The 21,811-nt window shown below is 64.3% G+C and carries 11 protein-coding genes, 1 pseudogene and 1 riboswitch; of the genes and pseudogenes, 6 read left to right on the forward strand and 6 right to left on the reverse strand.

Translation table 11 applies throughout. The features are described 5' to 3' along the window. Positions 1-204: 204 nt before the first annotated feature. The 4 genes and pseudogenes from XarjCFBP7645_RS03430 to thiC all read right to left on the reverse strand — a co-directional run bounded on the left by XarjCFBP7645_RS03430 (position 205) and on the right by thiC (position 8,779). Positions 205-3,093, reverse strand: a complete 2,889-nt coding sequence (locus XarjCFBP7645_RS03430) for a TonB-dependent receptor plug domain-containing protein (RefSeq protein ID WP_181126161.1) — start codon at positions 3,091-3,093, stop codon at positions 205-207. A gap of 48 nt (positions 3,094-3,141) precedes the next feature. After that, positions 3,142-4,036: pseudogene (locus XarjCFBP7645_RS03435) on the reverse strand (helix-turn-helix domain-containing protein). Positions 4,037-4,146: 110 nt separating this feature from the next. After that, the gene (locus XarjCFBP7645_RS03440; protein WP_104536237.1) at positions 4,147-6,480 is read right to left on the reverse strand and encodes a winged helix-turn-helix domain-containing protein; all 2,334 of its coding nucleotides are present in this window, start codon (positions 6,478-6,480) and stop codon (positions 4,147-4,149) included. Between the two features lie 421 nt (positions 6,481-6,901). Further along, a complete protein-coding gene (gene thiC / locus XarjCFBP7645_RS03445; RefSeq protein ID WP_104536238.1) occupies positions 6,902-8,779 on the reverse strand; it encodes a phosphomethylpyrimidine synthase ThiC in 1,878 nt (625 codons plus the stop codon). 114 nt (positions 8,780-8,893) lie between these two features. Then, a riboswitch (TPP riboswitch) is annotated at positions 8,894-8,991 on the reverse strand. Positions 8,992-9,420: 429 nt separating this feature from the next. Between thiC and XarjCFBP7645_RS03455 the strand changes: the two genes are divergently transcribed. Continuing rightward, complete coding sequence (locus XarjCFBP7645_RS03455) at positions 9,421-12,192, forward strand: TonB-dependent receptor (protein WP_104536731.1); 2,772 nt, start codon at positions 9,421-9,423, stop codon at positions 12,190-12,192. A 346-nt stretch (positions 12,193-12,538) separates the two neighbouring features. Then, positions 12,539-14,461, forward strand: a complete 1,923-nt coding sequence (locus XarjCFBP7645_RS03460) for a prolyl oligopeptidase family serine peptidase (protein ID WP_258079496.1) — start codon at positions 12,539-12,541, stop codon at positions 14,459-14,461. 9 nt (positions 14,462-14,470) lie between these two features. Here the strand turns inward: XarjCFBP7645_RS03460 and XarjCFBP7645_RS03465 are convergent, their stop codons facing one another. Both XarjCFBP7645_RS03465 and ggt read right to left on the reverse strand, forming a co-directional pair. Further along, a complete protein-coding gene (locus XarjCFBP7645_RS03465; RefSeq protein WP_181126162.1) occupies positions 14,471-16,309 on the reverse strand; it encodes a methyl-accepting chemotaxis protein in 1,839 nt (612 codons plus the stop codon). A gap of 87 nt (positions 16,310-16,396) precedes the next feature. Next, entirely contained in the window at positions 16,397-18,106 is a 1,710-nt protein-coding gene (ggt, locus tag XarjCFBP7645_RS03470; protein ID WP_104536239.1) for a gamma-glutamyltransferase, read from the reverse strand. A gap of 471 nt (positions 18,107-18,577) precedes the next feature. Here ggt and XarjCFBP7645_RS21860 point away from each other — a divergent pair, with 471 nt between their 5' ends. From XarjCFBP7645_RS21860 to XarjCFBP7645_RS03485, 4 genes are read left to right on the forward strand one after another with little or no spacing between them, the layout of a single operon-like run. Then, positions 18,578-18,712: a hypothetical protein gene (locus tag XarjCFBP7645_RS21860; protein ID WP_258077176.1), complete on the forward strand. Its 135-nt coding sequence runs from the start codon at positions 18,578-18,580 to the stop codon at positions 18,710-18,712. Positions 18,713-18,748: 36 nt separating this feature from the next. Next, positions 18,749-19,750 (forward strand): ketol-acid reductoisomerase, encoded by a 1,002-nt coding sequence (ilvC, locus tag XarjCFBP7645_RS03475; RefSeq protein WP_104536240.1) that lies wholly within the window; start codon positions 18,749-18,751, stop codon positions 19,748-19,750. Positions 19,751-19,792: 42 nt separating this feature from the next. Further along, entirely contained in the window at positions 19,793-21,514 is a 1,722-nt protein-coding gene (ilvG, locus tag XarjCFBP7645_RS03480) for an acetolactate synthase 2 catalytic subunit (RefSeq protein ID WP_104536241.1), read from the forward strand. Next, complete coding sequence (locus XarjCFBP7645_RS03485; protein WP_104536242.1) at positions 21,498-21,755, forward strand: ACT domain-containing protein; 258 nt, start codon at positions 21,498-21,500, stop codon at positions 21,753-21,755. Before ilvG ends, XarjCFBP7645_RS03485 begins: the two co-directional genes overlap by 17 nt. The last annotated feature ends 56 nt before the right edge of the window (positions 21,756-21,811 follow it).

Below are 21,811 nucleotides of genomic sequence, written 5' to 3' on the forward strand. Positions count from 1 at the left end.
TATCCCTCGCTTGGTGACGTGCCGGGAACCTCAACATGCAACGCAACGCTTGTCAGACCAACGACATAACGCAAGGTCGGCGAGCATAGACACAACGCACATGGCAGCGATGGCATTGGCAGGACTTGCCTGCCGACTGCACATCCAGAGACAAAAAAACGGGCCTTTCGGCCCGTTTTTTTTATCTTTACGTCACTTCGATGATCAGAAGCGCTGGTTGTACTGCACAAACAGGAAGCGGTCGTAGTCGAGCATCGGATCGATCGCAGCGGTGCTGCTGTTGGTGATCGAGTAGGTGATCGGCGGCTGCTTGTTCCAGATATTGCGGGCACCAACGGTCACGCTACCATCCCACGGCGCCTGCCAGGTGACCGAAACGTCCTGGTAGGAGATCGAACCCTTCTTGTTGGAGCCGGTACCGCCACCCCACGCCGGATTCGGCGTCTGGTAGGTCGGGTCATTGCACTCGATTCCAGCTTGCGCATCCCAGCAATAGTCGCGGAAGCCGCCGTAGTAACGCAGGTTCCAGTTGGCCGACAACGCACCCAGCGACCAGTCCAGACCCAAGGTGGCACGCACGCGCGGGAAGTTCCAGTAGCCAGCCGAGTTTGCCCATTCGGCGCCAGCTTCGGCCTGCGACTTGTAGGTTGCCAGGTAGTTGGTATCCAGGTTGACTGCGAACTTGCCGTAGGCGGTTTCCGGCATGCGGTAACGCACGCCGAAGTTATAGCCTTCGGTTTCCAGACGACCCAGGTTGACGTTGCCGCGGCTCAGCGTCGTAACCTGACCGGTCACTGCATCGCGACCGTAGTCGGCGCAGTAGCTGGCCAGATTGTTGAGGTAGCAGTTGTTCAGCACATCATTGGCCGTCAGCGACGTAATGATGTTGGAGATCGAAATGCGGTACCAATCCAGCGAGAAGTCCAGGCCCTGCACCCAATGCGGGCTGTACACCATGCCCACGGTCCGGGTGATGCTGTATTCCGGCTCGAGCTCTGCGTTGCCCACGCCCGAATTGAAGGGCGCGTTGCCCTGCACGTCGCGGCGGGTCACGGGGTTGCCCGCGGTATCGGTCTGACGGTAACCGGCCGGCAGACCTTCGCCAGCGCAACGTGCTGCCACGCCGGCATTACCCAGCGAACCAAAGGTGGCATCGCACGGGTCGGTGAAGGTATCGAACGTCTGCGAGCCGCCACCGAAGGTGTCGGACAGCGTCGGCGCACGGAAACCGGTGCCGTAGGTGCCGCGCACGAGCAAGTCGTCGATCGGCTTCCAGGTGAAGCTGAACTTGCTGTTGGTGGTGTCGCCGAAGCGGCTGTAGTTGCTGTAACGCGCAGCCACGTCGAACGACAGTTCCTTTGCGCCCGGCAGATCTTTCAGCACCGGAATCAACAGCTCCAGGTAGGCTTCGTTGGTCTGGTAGCGACCTTCGGTTGCCTGTGCGGCCAGGTCGGTGGTGTAACCGGCGCTGGACAGCTGATCCGGATAGTCGTAACCGCTGATTTCGCGATGCTCGACGCCTGCAGCGAAGCCCAGCTCACCGGCCGGCAGATCGAACAGGCCACCGGTGACGTTGGCGGTCCACTGCTTGCTCAGGCTCTGCTGCGTGGCCTGACCCAATGCATTGATGTACTGCAGCGCGTTCGGCGTGGAGGCCGACGGGCCGCCCAGGATGTTGAACGGGGTGCACTGGCCCAGCGCGTTGCTGGTACCCAGCGGCAGCGGGCTGGTCGCGGTACCGCACTGCACCTGACCCTGTGCATTGAGGAACGACGGGCCCAATGCCTTTTGCAGTGCCAGCAAGTTGATGTTACCGCGCGAAACCTGCGTCACATCGTACTTGTTGTAGTTGAAGCCCACATCCCAGTTCCAGCCATGGCTGCCGACGTCGAACACGCCTTCCAACGCCGCATCGAAATGCAGGGTCTTGACGTTGCTTTCGGTAGTGCGCGGCAGTTCAACCGTACGGCGAAACCAGCTGGTGATGTCCTGGCCGACCGGGTTGTAATAGCTGCTGCCGCTGATCGCCACCGGAAACTGCGGCTGCGAAGAAGCCTGCAGCGGATAGCCGGCGATCTGACGGTTCGAGTCGCGCTCAGAGTACATCGCGGTCGACTTGAAGGTCAGGCTGTCGGTCAGGTTATAGCTGCCGGTCGTAAAGATCGACTTGTTGCGGCTGGACTGCTGCAACATCATCTGGTCGACAGAATTGAAATAGTCGTCCGTGGTGATGTCGTTGTGGTAGTTCGCGAGATTGCGTGAATCCGCACCCACGCCACGACCGTCGAACGAACCTGTGTGGTTGAGAATGTAGGTCTCGCCGTTGGAGGTGAAACGACCCCACGGGCCGGTCGCACTCAGGCCATCTTCGATGTGGTTCGGACCCGCCGAGTAACGGGTCAACGCGCGGTCCTTGGCCCACACCGGATCTTCGTTGGTGTAGTTGGCGCCGAATACCAGCGAAGCGCGGTCGGTGGTGGTGCCGGCGGTGAAGGAGTACTGCTCCTTGGAACCATCGCCACGACCGTTCTGACCGAAGTACGCCGAGGCTTCCGCACCGTCGTAGTTCTGACGCAGGATGATGTTGACCACACCTGCCACCGCATCGGAGCCGTAGATCGCCGAAGCGCCGTCTTTCAGCACCTCGATGCGCTCGATCAGCGAGCTGGGGATGGTGGACATGTCGGTCAGGCCGTTCAGGCTGCTGGTCCAACGCTTGCCGTTCACCAACACCAGGGTACGGTTCTCGCCCAGGTTGTAGAGGTTGACGTACTGGCCGCCCTGTTCCGGATCGGAGGTCAGCACTGCAGCCTTGCTGTAGGTCTGCGTACCGGCAATCGACAGGTTCTGGAGGATGTCACCGACGCTGACCAGACCCGACTTCTGAATGTCCTGCTGGGAGACGGTGAACACCGGCTGTGCAGTTTCGACATCGACCGAGCGGATGCGCGAGCCGGTAATTTCGATGCGGTCCAGCGTCGTGGTCGACGGTGCGGACTGCTCTTGTGCATTGGCGGCAAATGCCGGCGTCAACGCGATCGCAATACCGGCGGGCAACAGGCCCAGCCGCACTGCGGAAGTGCGAAGGTTCATCAATCTCTCCAAGGTTCGTTAGTGGCGCGTTAAGCGCCCCTGTGCAAATTACGATTGCGTGAACATCGTCGCTTTGCGCGTCACGTTCCGTGGCTTTGCCGAATCTGGCGGATTTGTCGTTTGGTCGCGGTAATGCGACGCGGAGACACCGAAGCGCGCACGAAACGCACGCGCAAAGCTGCAGCAATTGTCGAAGCCGCTTGCGGCGGCAACCTCACCGATCATCATCGAGGTGTCGCGCAGCAGATCGGAGGCGCGCTCCAGCCGCAGGCGTGCCGACAGGGCCTGCGGGCTTTCTTCGTACAGGCTCTGGAACGTCTTGGAGACATACCAGCTGGAGAAGTTGGTCAGCTGCGCCAGTTCGGCGATGCGCACCACCCGGTCGCTGTTGCCTTCCAGATACAGCCGGGCGCGTTGCATGCGGCCGAAGACCTGACGGCGACGGCTGCGCGAACGACCCGGGCAGCGCTGCTCCTGCGCGATGAAGTCGCGTTGCATCGCAGCCAGGTGCAACAGCAGGGGGCGTGCCGATGCCCCCCCCGCTCTGCGCAGCCGCGTTGCGCCACAAGCGCAGTGCAATGCGCAGATCGCCACGCGACAGCTGGCTGCGTCCAGGATATAGCGTGGCGTCGGTCAACTCGGCCAGGGATTGCAGGCTGTCGCCATCGAGACTGACGCCGACACAGAGCGCGCTGCGATCGGCCTGCACGGTGGGATGCGATTCCTTGTCGAAGGCGATCCAGTCGCCGGCGCGCAGACGGAAGCGCCCTTCCTTGGACTCTACCCAGGCGCGGCCGCGCAACTGCACCCATAGCGTAAAGGTAGCGGCGGCGGTCCGGATGCTGCCCAGGCGCGAGACCGCCAGACAGGTCGTCGACGTCGGCTCGCTGGCACCGTCCAATGAAAGTGCGAGCCCGCGATCTGCGGTGATGACCTGTTGCATGGTGGCAGCCCCCTGTACAAAAGAAGGCGTAGTGTTTTGCCGAATCTGGCGTCAGTCAGGAAGTTCCGACGAAAGTCTGCCGAAATTGCCACGAAGTCTTTCCGAAAAACTTACGAGGCGATGTTTCTTAGAAAGATCAACAGGTTGGGCATCACGCCCAGGGGCGTTGCCAGGCGTTCCGGCAATGGCATGAAGGCGATCGCGCTGCCATCTTCCTCCGCCAGTGCCACATACAGCGCACCGCTGCGCTGATCCACGCTGAAGCCGTTGATGGTGGTGTACTTGGCCACGTCCAGGCATCGCCCGTCACCACCGCGCAGGTCGCTGTCATAGGTGGCACAGATGTCGGTGGACGCCAAGTAATGCAACTGACCACGCGCGCCGGGCGCCCAGCTGCGATAGCGCCAGCGCGATGGCTGCTGTGGATCGACCGGCTGCAAGGTGTCGGCCGCCAGCGACGGGGCGACCTGCCATACCCCACCGCCGGTCAAGCGCGTCAGCAGGACCTGGCCACTGACGCGGTCCAGCCGCAGCTGCGAGACGTCCTGCAGCGACGCCAGCGCGCGCCATGGAGCGCTGCGTCTGTCGTAGAGCGTGGCGAAGGTACGCCCGTCATCGGCGGCGGCCAGCACCAACAACCGATCGGGATCGGGAAGATGGATCGTCTGCAATGGTCGCGGCTGCGGTACCGGTAGCCGCAGCGCCTTGCCGGTGCTCGGGGTCACTTCGAACAGTGCCGCATGCCCTTGCGCGTCGCTGCCGCTGACCAGCACGCGTTGCGAGTCGGCCGACCAGTCAGCGGCCTGACGCGCATCCGGCCGCACGCCCTCGATCAGGCGCACCGAGCCGGGTTTGCCGACATCGCCCCACCACAGGCCGTACGCACCGGAGCGGTTGGAGGCGAAGATCAGCTGGCGCCCGTCCGGCGCGATCATCGGTTGGTCGTCGCGCCCGCTGGAGGGAAACAGCCGGCGGCGGATGTAGCCGCCGTTCATGGGGTCGTAAATGACCTGATACACGCCGAATTGCGGTTTGCGCTGCACGAACACCAGATGCCCATGCGCCACATCCGGTGCCTGCGCATCGTCCACCCCGAGGTCATGCAGGCTGCGATCGACCAGATCGAGCCGGTAGAGCCGCGCTTCGCTGTCCACACGGCGCCCGAAGATCAGGCCGCTGCCGTCGGGCAACCAGCTCCAGCCGCGGATATCGGCGTTGTCGTGGGTCAGTCGTTCGGCGGTTCCGCCGCTTGCCGGAACGCGCCACAGATCGCCAAGCTGCGGATTGCGCACGAACACGATCCAGTGCCCGTCGGGCGAATAGCGCGGCGTGTAGTCGAAGTCGGTCGGCTGCGCGCTATAGCTCAGCGGCTGCCACTGGCCGGTTTCCAGATCCAGCCGACGCATGCGCGACGCTCCGTATGCACCCGTCGTGCTGCCGAACAGCAAGCCGCGGCCGTTCGGCGACCAACTGAAACTGAGCATGTCCGCGCCGTCGCAGCGCGCCACCTCGCGTGCGGACGCCGGGCCGGCGGCGGCGGCAATCATGATGCGGCAGGTGCCATCGGGCGCCTGCCGCGAGAAGGCGATCTCGCGTCCGTCCGGCGACCAGGCCGGCAGCCGATCGGAAACGCCGGCCGCCGGCGTCTCCAGCACGCGCGGATAGGCGTTGTTGGTGGTCTTGACCAGGATCGAGGTGCCCGCACGATCGCTGGTCAGCGAGGCGTACGCCACCATCGCTCCGTCCGGCGACAGGCTGGGCGTAAGGTCGAAACTGCCACCTGCGGTGATGATCTGATAGGGGCGCTTGGGGCTGCCGAGCACTGCCGAGGTCGCCGCCGCGTCGCGGGCTGGCGCGCGCATCCACAGCGTCCGCGCCGCCAGCCCCAGCACCACCAGCAGGGCCACGCCGGACACCGCCAGGGCCATCCAACGGCGCTGCTGCACTGCAGCCGGCGCGGGCCGAACCGATGGTGGAATCTGCGGGGTTGCCGGGCTGCGCTCCAATGCGGCAGTGGCCGTGACGCCGACTGTGCGATCGCGCTCGCCAGGCACGTTATTCGATGCGGTTGCAGCCGTTGCACGCACGGCAGCATCGGCCGAACTGTCGGCCTGCTGTTCCCACGCAACCGGAGCCAGCAGACGATAGCCGGTCTTGGCGATGGTTTCGATATGCGCGAAGCGCTGGCTGTCGTTGCTGGCCAATGCCTTGCGCAGTTGCGTGACCGCCTGGGTCACCACGTCGTTGGTCGGCAGGGTGTCGGGCCAGACCTCGGCCAGTAGCTGATCGCGCGTCACCACCTGGCCCGGCTGCCGCGCCAGCATCAGCAATACTGCCAAGGATTTCGGTGCCAGCCGCGCGGCGCGCCTGGCGCCCGGCGCATGCACTTCGCGTGAGGCGACGTCGACCACACACTGGCCGACACATAACCGGCCAGATGGCATCGCATTAGCGGGAGGAACACTCATCGGCAAAGACACGCATCGGCATGCAAGGACCACAAAGAACGCATCACGCAGTTCGCACGAAACGCCAAATTCAGCAAAGGACCACGACCAACTGTGTCATGCATCCATTTGGTGCAAATTTTACTCTATGCCTCGTTGCTTCCCACGACAGGTGGCGACGTCAGGCTCTCTCTCTCTCGCCGACGAATTCAAATAATTACGATGTCCCCTTCGCGCCTCTGGCGCGATTTTTTTATCTGCGATTCATAAAAATGCCGCGAAATGCTTGCGCGCTGTAACCGCTTGCATTGCAGTCGCAGCACGGCACTTGCGTGCCGCGCCGCGATCTGCCTAAGCCGAAGCTGAATTTTTCCTAAGCAGCCAATCAGTCTGCTGCACGCAACGACGATGCTGCATGTCAGGTGGCGCGATACACCTGCGCGCCTTGCGCCCGAAACTGCGCCGATTTTTCTTCCATTCCCGCCGACAAGGCATGCGACTCGCCCATGCCGTGCTCGGCCGCGTAATCGCGCACGTCCTGGGTGATCTTCATCGAGCAGAAATGCGGCCCGCACATCGAGCAGAAGTGCGCCAGCTTGTGCGCGTTCTTTGGCAGGGTTTCGTCGTGGAACTCCTTGGCCTTTTCCGGATCCAGTCCGAGATGGAACTGGTCGTCCCAACGGAATTCGAAGCGCGCCTTGCTCAAGGCGTTGTCGCGCACCTGCGCACCGGGATGCCCCTTGGCCAGGTCCGCCGCATGCGCGGCGATCTTGTAGGCCATGATGCCGTCGCGTACGTCCTGCCGGTTGGGCAGGCCCAGATGTTCCTTGGGCGTGACATAGCAAAGCATCGCGGTGCCGAACCAGCCGATCATGGCCGCACCGATCGCGCTGGTGATGTGGTCGTAACCGGGCGCAATATCGGTGGTCAGTGGCCCCAAGGTGTAGAACGGCGCCTCGCCGCATTCGCGCAGCTGCTTGTCCATGTTTTCCTTGATCAGCTGCATCGGCACGTGCCCCGGACCTTCGATCATGGTCTGCACATCGTGCTTCCAGGCGATCCTGGTCAATTCGCCCAGCGTTTCCAGCTCGCCGAACTGGGCTGCGTCATTGGCATCGGCAATGCAGCCCGGGCGCAAGCCATCTCCCAGCGAAAACGCGACGTCATAAGCCTTCATGATGTCGCAGATATCCTCAAAGTGCGTGTAGAGGAAATTTTCCTTGTGATGGGCCAGGCACCATTTGGCCAGGATCGAGCCGCCGCGCGAGACGATGCCGGTGACCCGCTTGGCCGTGAGCGGCACGTAGCGCAGCAGCACACCGGCGTGGATGGTGACGTAATCCACGCCCTGCTCTGCCTGTTCGATCAAGGTATCGCGGAAGATGTCCCAGGTGAGCTCTTCCGCACGCCCGTCGACCTTTTCCAGCGCCTGATAGATCGGCACCGTGCCGATCGGCACCGGCGAATTGCGGATGATCCATTCGCGCGTTTCGTGGATATGCCTGCCGGTGGACAGGTCCATGACCGTGTCGCCGCCCCAGCGGATCGCCCACACCAGCTTTTCGACCTCTTCTGCAATACCGGACGACACGGCGCTGTTGCCGATGTTGGCATTGATCTTGGTCAGGAAATTGCGACCGATGATCATCGGTTCGCTTTCAGGGTGATTGATGTTGTTGGGCAGGATCGCGCGACCGCGTGCGATTTCATCACGCACGAATTCCGGCGTGATGCGTTGCTGGATCGCGGCGCCGAAGGCTTCGCCCGGATGCTGCTTGCGCAGGATCGCATCGGTCACCGCTTCCAGGCGCTGGTTTTCGCGAATCGCCACGAATTCCATTTCCGGAGTGATGATGCCGCGCCGTGCGTAATGCATCTGGGTGACGTTGGCGCCGGCGCGCGCCGCGCGTGGCAGACGCCGTGCAGGAAAACGCACCGCATCCAGGCGCGCATCGCGCTCGCGGCCGCGGCCGAAGCTGGAACTCAGGCCTTCCAGGGCCACGGTATCGCCACGCTCGTCGATCCAGCGCGCGCGCAGCGGCGCCAGACCCGCGACAAGATCGATCTGGGCATGCGGGTCTGTATACGGCCCGGAGGTGTCGTAGACGCTGAGCGGGGCATTGTCTTCGCCACCGAACAGGGTCGGTGTGCGGGTCAATGCGATCTCGCGCATCGGCACCTGCAGATCGGCGCGCGAGCCCTGCACGAAAATCTTGCGGGAGCCTGGAATCGGCTGGGTCACAGCCCCGGACAGCGACTGGGCTTGTTGCTGCAAAACGGTAGGCGCGGCATGCATGGGGTTCGTCCTGTGTGCTGGAAGACCAGCACCCACGGCGCTGGCTCTGCGAAGGATTCGCAGGCGGACGAAGCGGCGGCGCTCAATGGCGATGCGCCCGTGCAGGCACGGACCATCGCATCTAACGAAGCTTCCCTACGCCGGTATCAGCCGGATCAGGTTCGAAGGGACTATCTCAACCGCAGCGCACTGCGGTACCCCCACTTCGGCGGCGATTAAACCACATCGCCCCTTGCGCGGCTAAAAAATGTTGCGGGGCGTCGGCAACGCGCTCGGCGCCGAGCTGCGTCAGTGGCCCATTCCGTGCCGGACATTCGCCGCGCCTGCCTGGCTGCAAGCACAGCAGTTGTGGCGCCCGACAGCGACATATGTCGGTGCATGGCATCGCAGGTCAGGAACGCACACGCGCAACGTCGCGCCGGCATTGCATGGCGCGTCCACGCACTGCGCGCGTCACACCGCGACAGGACGCCGTCTGGTGAAAAACGGCGGCGAAATCCGCTCGTTAAATTCCCGCTAAGCCTACGTGTCGTGCCGATGAAATTGCATGCATGCAGGTGCCATCCAACGGGGATCGCGCTGTCGCTCCTCCTCTACCGGGAATCGCCGTACACATGACTATGCTCCCGCTCCACCCGACCCTGCGTCGGGGCTCGCTCGCGATCGCCATCGGCCTGTGCATCACCACCAGTGCTGTCGCTCAGGAACAGACCGACAAGAGTCCGACCAATCTGGACAAGATCGAAGTCACCGGCTCACGCATCCGCTCGGTCGATGTGGAAAATTCGCAACCGGTGCTGGTGCTCACGCGCCAGGACATCGAAAAGCAGGGCCTGACCTCGGTGGCCGATGTGCTCAAGCGCATCCCCTCCAACGGCGCAACGATGAACTCCACCGTCAACAACGGCGGCGACGGCTCGGCCACGGTGAGCCTGCGTAACCTGGGCGCCTCACGCACCCTGGTGCTGGTCAATGGGCGGCGCTGGGTGTCGGGCCTGTCCGGCTCGGTGGATCTCAACACCATTCCGTCGGCCATCGTGGAGCGCGTGGAAGTGCTCAAGGACGGCGCCTCGTCGATCTATGGCTCCGATGCCATTGCCGGTGTGGTCAACATCATCACCCGTTCCGATTTCGATGGTGCCGAGGTCAACGCCTACGTCGGCCAGTACGGCCAGGGCGACGGTCAACGCACCTCGTTCGATGCCACCGTGGGCGCCACCAGCGAACGCGGCAACCTGGTGATCGGGCTGTCCAGCGTCAAGGAAGATGCGGTGATGGCAGGCGACCGCGAGATCTCGGCCGAGCCGGTGTATGGCGCAGGGTCGTCGGCCTACAGCAGCTACTCGGCGAGCGGCCGTCTGCGTGCAAATGGCAACAGCGGTGCCTGGACCGTGTTGCCCGGGAGCGCAACGGCCAGCGGCGACAGCAATTATCCGCGCTACGGCCTGGACCAGTACACCGCCTTCAATACCTCCGAATACGGCTACAACTACGCCAAGGACAATTACCTGGTCACGCCGCAAAAGCGCGATGCCTTGTACGTGCAAGGCAACTACGCACTCACCGACAACGTGCGCTTCAAGTTCGACGGGCTGTACAACCGCCGCCAATCGTCGCAGCAACTGGCCGGCTTTCCACTGGCCTCGGTCAACACCGGCATCCTGATGAGCGGGGACAGCTACTACAACCCGTACAACAGCGCCTACGGCGGCGACGGGCGCGATGTGGGTTGGTCGCATCGGTTGACCGAATTCGCGCGCACCTACCAGCAGGACGTCAAGACCTCGCACGTGTACACCGGGCTGGAAGGCGACTTCCAGTTTGCGGACAGGCAGTTCAGTTGGGATGTGGGCTTTGCGCACCATCAGACCGACCAGACCGAAACCCAGTACGGCGATGTCAACTTGCTCAACCTGGGCAACGCGCTCGGTGCATCCGCCATCGTCAATGGCACCCTGTCGTGCCTGGACAGCGGCGGCGCCGTCATTGCCGGCTGCGTGCCGTTCAATCCTCTGTCGCCGGCCGGTGGCGTGACCCAGGAAATGCTGGACTACATCCTGTTCACCGCGCACAACACCTACCAGTACAAGAACAGCAGTTTCACCGCCAACCTCACCGGCGATCTGTTCGAGCTTCCCGCCGGCTGGATGAGCTTTGCCGCCGGTGTCGAACATCGCGAAGAAAGCGGCTTCTCTTCGCCGGATGCCTTGATTTCGGCCGGTTACACCTCGGGCAATACGTTCACCCCGACCTCCGGCTCGTACACGCTCAACGACTACTACACCGAGGTGGCGATTCCGCTGCTGAAGGATGTGGCCGGTGCGCAGTTGCTGGAATTGAGCGCAGCAGTGCGTTACTCGGACTACAACACCTTCGGCAGCACCACCAACAGCAAGTTCGGCTTCAAGTGGAAGCCGGTCGCCGATCTGTTGATCCGTGGCAACTACGCCACCGGCTTCCGCGCGCCATCGATCGAAGACCTGTACCTGGGCGCATCGGACAGCTTCGATACCTACTCCGACCCCTGCTCGACCAACAGCACCTCCTACACCAGCGCGATTGCCGCGGCATGCGCAGCCGGCGGCGTGCCGGCCAATTACGTGGCCGAGTACAACAGCGCCAGCGGCAACTCCGGCCAGACCATCTATCCGTTCACCTACACCAGCAACGCCAATCTGCAACCGGAAAAATCCAAGAACGCCACGCTCGGTTTCGTTTACAGCCCCGCCTCGGTGCAAGGCCTGGACGTGTCGCTGGACTGGTGGAAGATCAAGATCACCGACGCGATCACCGAATTCAGCGCCAACCAGATCCTGTCGCAGTGTTACCAGTTCAATGTCTCGGCGTTCTGCGACCTGGTCACGCGCGATGCCACCGGCACCATCACCGGCCTGGTGATCCAGCCGGTGAACGTCGGCGAGCAACGCATGCAGGGCTACGATTTCACCGCGCGTTACAAGCTGCCGCAGACCGCGATCGGCCAGTTCATGCTGACGCTGGATTCGACCTACGTGGCCGTCAACGAACAGAAGCAGGACGACAATTCGGCGTGGGAAAGCTACAACGGCATCTACCACACCAATAACCCGAACTGGCGCACGCGCGGCACGTTCACCCTGGACTGGAGCTACGGCAACCTGGCCGCCAACTGGGCCGTGCGTTACTACTCGGGCATGAAGGACTACGACTCGGAGCTGGACGACACCGGCAACTATCGCCACGTCGCGTCGACTGCGTTCAACGATATGCAGGTGTCTTACCAGCTGCCGTGGAAGGCGACCGTGCGCGTGGGTCTGAACAACGTCTTCGACCGCGACCCGCCGGTGGCCCTCAGCGCCTCTGCCAACTCGTTCGATTCGGCCTATGCCATCCCGGGACGCTACAGCTACCTGCAGTACACCCAGCGCTTCTGATCGCGGCCCCTGAATCGCCGGTCCGCTGCCTGGACACGCCGGTTGTCACAACGACCTCCTTCGGGAGGTCGTTGTGCATGTGCCAGGGCTGACACGCCACCGGTCGGCTGGCACGCAGCACGCCAGCGGCGCCATGCGGGGACATTTCCACGGCACATCGCAGCGCTAGCCTGCAGTCACTAAAACAAGAAACCTGCTCTCTCTCCCTGCCGCCGATCTTCGGCGGCTTTTTTTTGGTAAACCCACTTGCCACATCCATTGCCACTTCGTTATCTTTCTGTGAAACAGGGGATGGACGATGCAGATGCAGGGGATGCACCGGTTTGGTTGGACAGCAGTGCTGCTGATGGGGTTGTTTTCAGGGGCCGCACAGGCCGCCTCCACGCCGCCTGCAGAGGCCTTCGTCGAGTCCGGTCCGATCTCCTCGCCGGCGATGTCACCCGATGGAAAGCATCTGGCGGTCAGTGCGGATCTGGGCGATGGCAACTACGCGCTGGTGGTTTACCGCATCGCCGGCATGCAATCCACCACGATGCTGCGGTTGCCGCGCTATGAGTTGCCGGTGCGCATCGCCTGGGTCAGCGACCGCCGGCTGGTGATCGGCAAGGGGCGCAAACTCGGCTCGCTGGAAGAGCCCATGCCGATGGGCGAGATCATCGCCACCGACCTGGATGGCAGCAATCAGCGCTATGTGTATGGCTACCTGCAAAGCACCCGCAATGCGGGGCTGGAGCGCGGATTCGGCTATATCGAGGGCCTGCCGAGTCGCCGCAACGGCCATTTCTACATGCGGCGTCTGTCGCTGGATTCGCGCCACTCGATGCTCTACGACGTCGACGCCAACACCACCACCCATCGCCTGATGGCCGACATCGACGTCCCCGATCTGCGGTTCGTGCTGGACCACGATGGCGTGGCGCAATACGCATACGGCAGCGACGACAACGATAACCCGTTGCTGTTCCGCCGATCGGGCAACGGCTGGTCGCCGATGACCCAGGTCCAGGCCAGCTGGCGACCGATCGCATTTGCACGCCAGCCAGGTCGCCTGTATGGCTGGTACAGCGAGGCGGGTGGCCCTGCAGTTCTGGTGGCCACCGATCCCGACGGCCAGCAGCGCAGCGTGCTCGCGTCCGACCCGTTCTACAGCGTGGACGATCTGCAGTGGGGCCCGGCGCAGCAAACGCCATTTGCTGCGCGACTTGGACCGGGGCGGCCGACACTGCGCTATGTCGAGCAGGACACTGCCGAAGCGCAACTGCACCGGAGCTTGAGCCAGACCCTGGCCGGCCAGTACGTGGACTTCATCAATTTCACCGAGGACGGCAACGGCCTGCTGCTCAGGGCCTACAGCGACCGCGATGCCGGGGCCTGGTACATCTTCGACCGACCGAGCAATACGCTGAAACTTGTCATCAAGGCACGCAGTGTATTGCAGGCGGCGCAGATGAGCGAGCGTCGCATGGTGACCTTTCAGGCCAGCGACGGGTTGATCCTGGACGGTGTGCTCACCGTCCCCGGCACCGCTGCAAACGGGATGCGGTTGCCGATGATTCTGCTGCCGCACGGCGGCCCGCATGCAGGTGGGGATGGCTGGGCCTTCGATACCGACGCCCAATTCCTGGCCAGCCGCGGGTATCTGGTATTGCAGGTCAACTATCGCGGCGGACTGGGTCGTGGCAACCGGTTCGAACGCGCCGGGTATCGCCAGTGGGGCGAGCGTATCCAGGAGGATCTGATCGACGGCGTTCGCTGGGCGGTGGACCAGGGACTCGCCGATCAGACGCGCATCTGCAGCTACGGCGCCTACGCCGCCATGATGGTGCAGGTCAAGGCGCCGGAATTGTTCCGCTGCACGGTCGGCGTAGCCGGCATCTACGATCTGCAGATGATGTACAGCAAGGGCGACATCAATCGCAGCGACTACGGCCTGAATTATCTGGAGCGCGCCATCGGCCGCGATACCGCCGAACTGGCCGCGCATTCCCCGGTGATGTTGGCCGACCGCATCAAGGTGCCGGTGCTGCTCGTGCACGGCGAAGAGGACGAACGAGCCCCGTTTGCCCAGGCCAAGAGTCTGCGTGCGGCATTGACGCGCAGCGGCAACGCGCCGCAGTGGATGGCCGTTCCCAAGGAAGGACACGGCTTCTACAAGGAAGCCAATCAAGTGACGTTCTATCGCACCCTCGAACGCTTTCTTGCCGAGCAGTTGGGGGGCACCACTGCGGCGGCGGCGCCCAGTGCCGTCTCCGCAGCGACGCCGCATTAACGACGCAAGCTACTCCAGCGTATAGCCCACTCGCAAACCGCCCCAGTGCTTGCCGCCGACATAGATCGGGGCCGACAGGTCGAACATGATCTGCCCGGTATCGCGGCGGTAGACCTGCAGGCGATACGGGTCGGTATGCGCGCCCACGCTACGGCCGACGCGGTCGGTAAACTTGCGCTTGGTGCGATTGCCGACCAGATCGCGCTTGGGATCGCCGGTCAGCGGCTGGCTGAAACGCAGGTTATGCGTGGGCACATAGCCGTCGGGATTGGCGCAGATGGCGAACACGATCCACGGATGCGCATCCAGCAGCGGCTCCTGCAAGGCCGGCAACACCTCGTCGCAAAGCGCATCGAAGTCGGTGCTGAACTTGGCAGGCTCCACGCCGGCAATCGGCGTGTAGCTGCGCGCGAACAGCGCCGCTTCGTCGATCTGGCCGCGTGCGATGGCCTGCGCCAGGGCAGTGCCGATGCGAGCGGCGGTCGCCACGGCGAGTTCCTTGACGCGCGCGTGCCTGGGCACTTTCAGCGGGTCGGCCGGCAGACGGAACAGGCCCACGCAATCGCGCAGCGTCTCGGTGCCGCGCTCCAGCGCTTCGCTACGTTCGGCCACATGCGCAGCATGCTGCAGGTTGCTGCGGCCCAGCGCCACCACGCCATCGACGGCACTTTCGATGCCGCGAATCTCGCCGTCCTGCGCCTGGATACGTCCGGCCACCGTGGTCATGGCGCTGCTGGCCTGGCCGAGCACGCGGGTGATGCCATCGAGCACCACCTCGGTGCCGCGCGCGGAGGCCGCGCCCTCGCCCACCGCGGCGCTGGTTTCGGCCAGGATCGTGCGCACGTCGCGCGCTGCCGCGGCCGCCCGTTCGGCCAGGCGGCGGATCTCGGTGGCGACGACCGCAAATCCGCGCCCGGCATCGCCGGCATGCGCAGCTTCGATGCTGGCGTTGATCGACAGGATGTTGGTCTGGAACGCCACCGAGTCGATGACTTCGATGACCTCGCCGGCGCGCGCGGCGCGGCGCTCCACTTCGTGCATGGCCTGGCCCAGCGCATGTGCGGCGGCGACGCCCTGACGTGCGCTTTCGTCGGCACTGGCGGCCAGCGCAATCACCTGAGCCAGGTCGGCATTGACGTCCTGCAAGCTCGAAGAGAGCCGCTCCACCGCCGTGCGGGCGCCATCCAGCGCGTCGGTCTGCGCCTGCGACTGGCGCACCATCTCGTCGTTCTCGGCCACAAGCGGCGGTACTTCGGCGGCGATCTGCACCGACAACGCCACTGCCTGCCGGATCGCCTCGGCCAGGTTGCCGAAGCCCGACTGCAGCCGGCGCCCCATGCCGGTCTCCGCCAGACCGGGCGGCAGCAACAGTTCCAGCTCGCAACCGGCCAGCGCCTGGGCAGTGCGCTCCAGCACGGTGCGGTCCTCGTGTTCGGCCTGCAGGCGCGCCACCAGCGGCTGCAGCAGCGGCGAGATCGGCACCGGCCGGCTGTCTTCGGCCAGACGGGTGGCCTCACGCAGCAGGATCGCGGTTTCCACATGCGGCAGCGACAGCATCCAGCCACCGTGCTCGCGGTCGCGCACATAACGCACGCGCCGGGCCGGGTCGTCCCCCGCGGCGGCCCATACGCCATCTTCGCCGACCAGATCGGCTGCACTCAATCCCCACAACACCGACGCCGACGCGCCTTGCAGCTCGCCGGCGGTCTTGCCCAGGACGTCCAGGCCTGCGCGGTTGCAGGCCACCACGCAGGCCTCGGCCGATAGCCGCAGCAGGGCGACCGGTGCATCGGGGAGCAGCGCCGCATGCGTTTGCGACGGCCGATCGGGCTGTTGCATCGAGTTCATGGCAATTCCTAATCCATCACCATCATTAGCGGCGCGCTGCGACTGCAATTGAGCCGCACCACGCATCCACAAGCGATTGCTCAGTCATCAGTAACCGGCGGCCTGACCGTCCTTGCGGCTTTCCGAAGCGCCGTAATACACCCCGCTGGCCGGGTCGCGCGCGATCGCCTGGTACCCGCCATACGGGCCATCGGCAAAGATCACCCGGTGGCCTTTGCGCATCAGCGCGCGGATGGTGTCGTAGGAGAAGCCGGTTTCCAGGTTGACCTCGCCACCATCACTCATCGCGGTGGCCTGGCCGGTCGGTTCGGTGGATCCTTCATGCTGGATGCGTGGCGCGTCGCCAGCCTCCTGCAGATTCATATGGAAGTCCACCAGGTTCATCAGGATCTGCACGTGCCCCTGCGGCTGCATCGCCCCGCCCATCACCCCGAAGCTCAGCCACGGCTTGCCGTCTTTGGTGACGAAGGCGGGAATGATGGTCTGGAACGGCCGCTTGCCCGGCGCGTAGCCGTTGGGGTGATCCTTTTTCAGCACGAACATCTCGCCGCGGTCCTGCAGGATGAAGCCCAGCCCCGGCGGGGCCATGCCGCTGCCCATGCCGCGGTAATTGGACTGGATCAACGACACCATCATGCCGTCGGCATCGGCCACGGTCATGTAGATGGTGTCGCCTTCTTCCAGTTGCCTGGGCGTACCCGGCTGCACTTCCTTGAGCGCCTTGTCCATGGAGATCAGCGCGCGGCGCTGCGCGGCGTAGTCCTTGGAAATCAGTTTGGCCAGCGGCGCCGGCTGGAACGCCGGGTCGGCATAGAAGCGCGCGCGGTCGGCGAAGGCCAGCTTCTTGGCTTCGGTGAACAGGTGCACGTGCTCGGCCGAGCCATACGGGATCCTGGAGAAATCGTAGCCCTCCAGGATATTGAGCATCTGCAGCGCGGCGATGCCCTGACTGTTGGGCGGCAACTCCCAGACATCAAAGCCACGGTAGTTGGTGGACACCGGCTCCACCCATTCGCCGGTGTGGCTGGCCAGATCCTCGTAACTCAGGTAGCCGCCATTGGCCTTGAAATAGGCGCCGATGGTGCGGGCGATGTCGCCTTTGTAGAACGCATCGCGGCCGCCGTCGGCAATCTGCTGCAGGGTGTTGGCAAGGTTCGGGTTCTTCCACAGCTCGCCCTTGCGCGGGGCATGGCCGTCGATGGTGAACTGCTCCTTGAAGCCGGGGTACTGCGACAGGCGCGGCACCGAGCGGTCCCAGTAATAGGCGATGGTCTCGGCCACCGGATGGCCTTCGCGGGCGTAGCGGATCGCCGGGGCCAGGTTCTGCGCCATCGGCTTGCGCCCGAAGCGCCCGTGCAGCGCGAACCAGCCATCCACCGCGCCCGGCACCGATACCGGCAACGGGCCGGTCGGCGGAATGTCCTTCAACCCACGGCGCTGGAACTCGGCCAGGGTCAGCGACCTGGGCGAGCGACCCGAGCCGTTGTAGCCGTAGAGCTTGCTGGTCTTGGGGTCCCAGACGATAGCGAACAGATCCCCGCCGACGCCATTGCCGGTCGGCTCCATCAGGCCCAGGGCGGCATTGGCGGCAATCGCCGCATCCACTGCCGAGCCGCCGTCCTTCATGACATCCAGCGCGATCTGGGTGGCCAACGGCTGCGAGGTCGCCGCCATCGCATGCGAGGCGATGACTTCCGAGCGGGTGGCGAACGGCTGCCCGGTGATCCGGTCGGCAGCACTGAGGGGCGGCGCGAGCAGCGCCAAGGCAGACACCAACAACACAGGTACGCGACGCATGACAGCAGATCCCCGGACACCACATGTGAGTTGCCAACCATACCAGCGGGTCGGGCGGTGTCGCTCGGTGAGCACTGCGTGTCAGCACAAATGCCGCGCATTTAGTGGCCCATATCGTCAACCACTGGCCCGCGTCGATCCGGTTTCAACAGCAACCATGCTGCTGCCACGCGGTTTCGCGCGACATAGCACCCATTGATGCGGCCGTTTCAGGCGCAAGGGTTGACACCCCACCTGCAGCGATGGTTATCTCAGTCACATGTCGCACCGCCACACCACCTCGAACGCCCCAGTGTCCGCGCCCTTCGGCGCGTCGGCAGCGTCGCTTCTCGTGCTCGTACTTATTACCTCGCCAACCGGTGCGGGACGGGACTTCGTGTAGGCAACAGACACACAAGGCTTCGATCAGACCCCGCACCGGCAACGGCGCGGGGTTTCGCGTTTCAGGGACCACCAAAAGTTTCGAATGACATGAACGACATCACCGACATCGCCACCATCTACCCCACCCGCGCCGACCACTGCGCTGGTGCAATGCCTGCATGGCCGGTCCCGTCGTCCATCCCCGCTTTGCTCGGCCGGCCAGCCTTTGACGCTGCCTGCTGATTCATTTCCCACTGCCAACCCCGCAAGGACTACTCCATGAGCAATGACACCCAACCGAAAATCGCGATCATCGGCTACGGCAGCCAGGGCCGCGCACATGCGCTGAACCTGCGCGATTCCGGCTTCGACGTCACCGTCGGCCTGCGTGCCGGTGGCCCGACCGAGTCCAAGGCCCAGGCCGACGGCTTCACCGTGATGGCGCCGGCCGAGGCGGTCAAGAGTGCCGACCTGGTCGCGATCCTGACCCCGGACATGGTGCAGAAGAAGCTCTACGAAGAGGTCATCGCCCCGAACATGAAGCAAGGCGCCTGCCTGCTGTTCGCGCATGGCCTGAACGTGCATTTCGACATGATCACCCCGCGTGCCGATCTGGATGTGGTGCTGGTCGCGCCGAAGGGTCCGGGCGCGCTGGTGCGTCGCGAATACGAGATTGGGCGTGGCGTGCCATGCATCTATGCGGTCCACCAGGACACCAGCGGCAAGGCCGAGCAGTTCGCGCTGACCTACGCCGGTGGCCTGGGCGGCGCGCGCGCCAACATCATCAAGACCACCTTCAAGGAAGAGACCGAAACCGATCTGTTCGGCGAGCAGGCCGTGCTGTGCGGTGGCGCCTCGTCGCTGGTGCAGGCCGGGTTCGAAGTCCTGGTGGAAGCCGGCTATCAGCCGGAGATCGCGTACTACGAAGTGCTGCACGAACTGAAGTTGATCGTGGACCTGTTTTACGAAGGCGGCATCACCCGCATGCTGGAATTCGTGTCCGAAACCGCGCAGTACGGCGATTATGTCAGCGGCCCGCGCGTGATCGACGCCAGCACCAAGGCGCGCATGAAGGACGTGCTGACCGATATCCAGAACGGCACCTTCACCAAGAACTGGGTGGCCGAACACGAAGCCGGCCTGCCGAACTACAACAAGTTCAAGCAGGCCGATCTGGAGCACCCGATCGAGGAAGTGGGCAAGAAGCTGCGCGCCAAGATGGTGTGGCTCAACGGTCAGCAGCAAGCCGCCGCCGCACCTGCGAATCAACAAGCGGCGTAATGCCGCCGCACCCCCACCGCTAATACCGAAGGTCCGCAACGCATGAACACCTCCGCACACAGCACGCCCCGCAACGGCGCGCGCTGGCTGACGCAGGCCCTGGAGGCCGAAGGCGTGGAAACGCTGTTCGGTTATCCGGGCGGCACCATCATGCCGTTCTACGACGCCCTGGTGGATTCCAGGCTCAAGCACATCCTGGTCCGTCACGAACAGGGCGCCGCGCTCGCCGCCAACGGCTACGCCCGTGCCAGCGGCCGGGTCGGCGTGTGCGTGGCCACCTCCGGCCCGGGCGCGTCCAATCTGGTCACCGGCATCGCCGATGCGATGCTCGATTCGGTGCCGATGGTGTGCCTGACCGGCCAGGTCGCCACGCCCCTGCTGGGCACCGATGCGTTCCAGGAACTGGACGTGTTCGGCATGACCATGCCGATCGTCAAGCACAGCTTTCTGGTGCGGTGCGTGGAGGAGCTTCCGGAGATGGTGCGCGAGGCGTTCCGCATCGCGCGCGAGGGACGTCCCGGGCCGGTGTTGATCGACCTGCCCAAGGACGTGCAGATCGCCGACGCCTCGCACCTGCCCGATCATGTGCCGGCGGCAGTGCTGCCGCCTCCGGCCCCGGACGATGCGAAATTGGCGCAGGCCCTGGCGGCCATCGCCAGTGCCGAACGCCCGGTCGTGTACGGCGGTGGCGGCATCGCCTTGGCCGGGGCGGTGGAGGCATTCCGGCGCTTTGTCGAAGTCACCGGCATTCCCACCGCGCTGACCTTGCGCGGCCTGGGCGCGTTGCCGCATGCGCATCCGGACTATCTGGGCATGCTGGGCATGCACGGCACCCGTGCGGCCAATATGGCGATCCAGGAATGCGATCTGTTGGTGGTTGTCGGTGCACGCTTCGACGACCGTGCCACCGGCAAGTTGAGCGAATTCGCACCATTCGCGCGCGTCATCCATCTGGATGCCGATGCGTATGAAATCTCCAAGCTGCGCACGGCCGACATCGCAGTGCCCGGCGATGTGGCGGTCAGTCTGAAGGCATTGAGTGCGGCACGCGGCAATTGCCAGGCATGGCGCACGCGCTGCTTTGCCAACCGCGAGAAGTTCGGCGCGCGTTACGATGCGCCCGGTACCGATATCTACGCACCGGCGCTGCTCAAGCGCCTGAGCGAAGTGGCTCCGGCCGACACCATCATCGCCTGCGACGTGGGTCAGCATCAGATGTGGGTCGCCCAGCATTGCCGCTTCAACGATCCGCGCAATCACCTCACCAGCGGCGCGCTCGGCACGATGGGCTTCGGCCTGCCGGCGGCGATGGGCGCGCAGTTCGCCTGCCCCGACCGCACCGTGGTGCTGGTTTCCGGCGACGGCAGTTTCATGATGAACGTGCAGGAGCTGGTGACGATCGCGCGCTGCAAGCTGCCGGTGAAGATCGTGCTGCTGGACAACAGCTCGCTGGGCATGGTGCGGCAGTGGCAGGAGCTGTTCTTCGCCGAGCGTTACAGCGAAATCGATCTGTCCGACAACCCGGATTTTGCGGCCCTGGCGCAGGTCTTCGGCATCCCGGCCAAGCGCATCATCGCGCGCGGCGATGTCGATGCCGCGCTGGCCGAACTGCTGGCACAGCCCGGCCCCGGCCTGCTGCATGTGGCCATCGACGCGCGTGCCAACGTGTGGCCGCTGGTGCCGCCCAACAACGCCAACAGCACCATGCTGGACAGCAATCCCGCACATGCGGCCAAGGAGACATCGCATGCGTTACCGGCTTGATCTGGTGCTGAAGCCGGCCGAAGGCGCATTGGTGCGCGTGCTCGGCATGACCGAGCGACGCGGCTTCCGCCCCTGCGCCATCCAGGGCGCCAGCGCCCCGGACGATGCCGGCCGCTGGCATCTGCAACTGGAGGTGGACAGCGCCCGCCCGCCGGAAACGCTGCGCCTGCAGTTGGAGAAGGTGTACGACTGCGAGTCGGTGGTGATCACTGCGCTGGACTCGGTCGAGGTCGCGGCATGAACGCCCAGACCTCACGCGACCATGAAACCGCTGTCCGGAGGTGTCTTCTCCCGGAT

Origin of the sequence: Xanthomonas arboricola, assembly GCF_002940665.1 — a bacterium.
GTDB classification, from domain to species: domain Bacteria; phylum Pseudomonadota; class Gammaproteobacteria; order Xanthomonadales; family Xanthomonadaceae; genus Xanthomonas; species Xanthomonas arboricola_B.

What these genes read in the sequence shown, in the direction of transcription:
- XarjCFBP7645_RS03485 (WP_104536242.1), top strand. Translation starts at nt 21,498, where the DNA reads ATGCGTTACCGGCTTGATCTGGTGCTGAAGCCGGCCGAAGGCGCATTG.
- ilvC (WP_104536240.1), top strand. Translation starts at nt 18,749, where the DNA reads ATGAGCAATGACACCCAACCGAAAATCGCGATCATCGGCTACGGCAGC.
- XarjCFBP7645_RS03460 (WP_258079496.1), top strand. Translation starts at nt 12,539, where the DNA reads ATGGGGTTGTTTTCAGGGGCCGCACAGGCCGCCTCCACGCCGCCTGCA.
- XarjCFBP7645_RS03465 (WP_181126162.1), bottom strand. Translation starts at nt 16,309, where the DNA reads ATGAACTCGATGCAACAGCCCGATCGGCCGTCGCAAACGCATGCGGCG.
- thiC (WP_104536238.1), bottom strand. Translation starts at nt 8,779, where the DNA reads ATGCATGCCGCGCCTACCGTTTTGCAGCAACAAGCCCAGTCGCTGTCC.
- ggt (WP_104536239.1), bottom strand. Translation starts at nt 18,106, where the DNA reads ATGCGTCGCGTACCTGTGTTGTTGGTGTCTGCCTTGGCGCTGCTCGCG.
- XarjCFBP7645_RS03430 (WP_181126161.1), bottom strand. Translation starts at nt 3,093, where the DNA reads ATGAACCTTCGCACTTCCGCAGTGCGGCTGGGCCTGTTGCCCGCCGGT.
- XarjCFBP7645_RS03440 (WP_104536237.1), bottom strand. Translation starts at nt 6,480, where the DNA reads ATGCCATCTGGCCGGTTATGTGTCGGCCAGTGTGTGGTCGACGTCGCC.
- XarjCFBP7645_RS21860 (WP_258077176.1), top strand. Translation starts at nt 18,578, where the DNA reads ATGAACGACATCACCGACATCGCCACCATCTACCCCACCCGCGCCGAC.
- ilvG (WP_104536241.1), top strand. Translation starts at nt 19,793, where the DNA reads ATGAACACCTCCGCACACAGCACGCCCCGCAACGGCGCGCGCTGGCTG.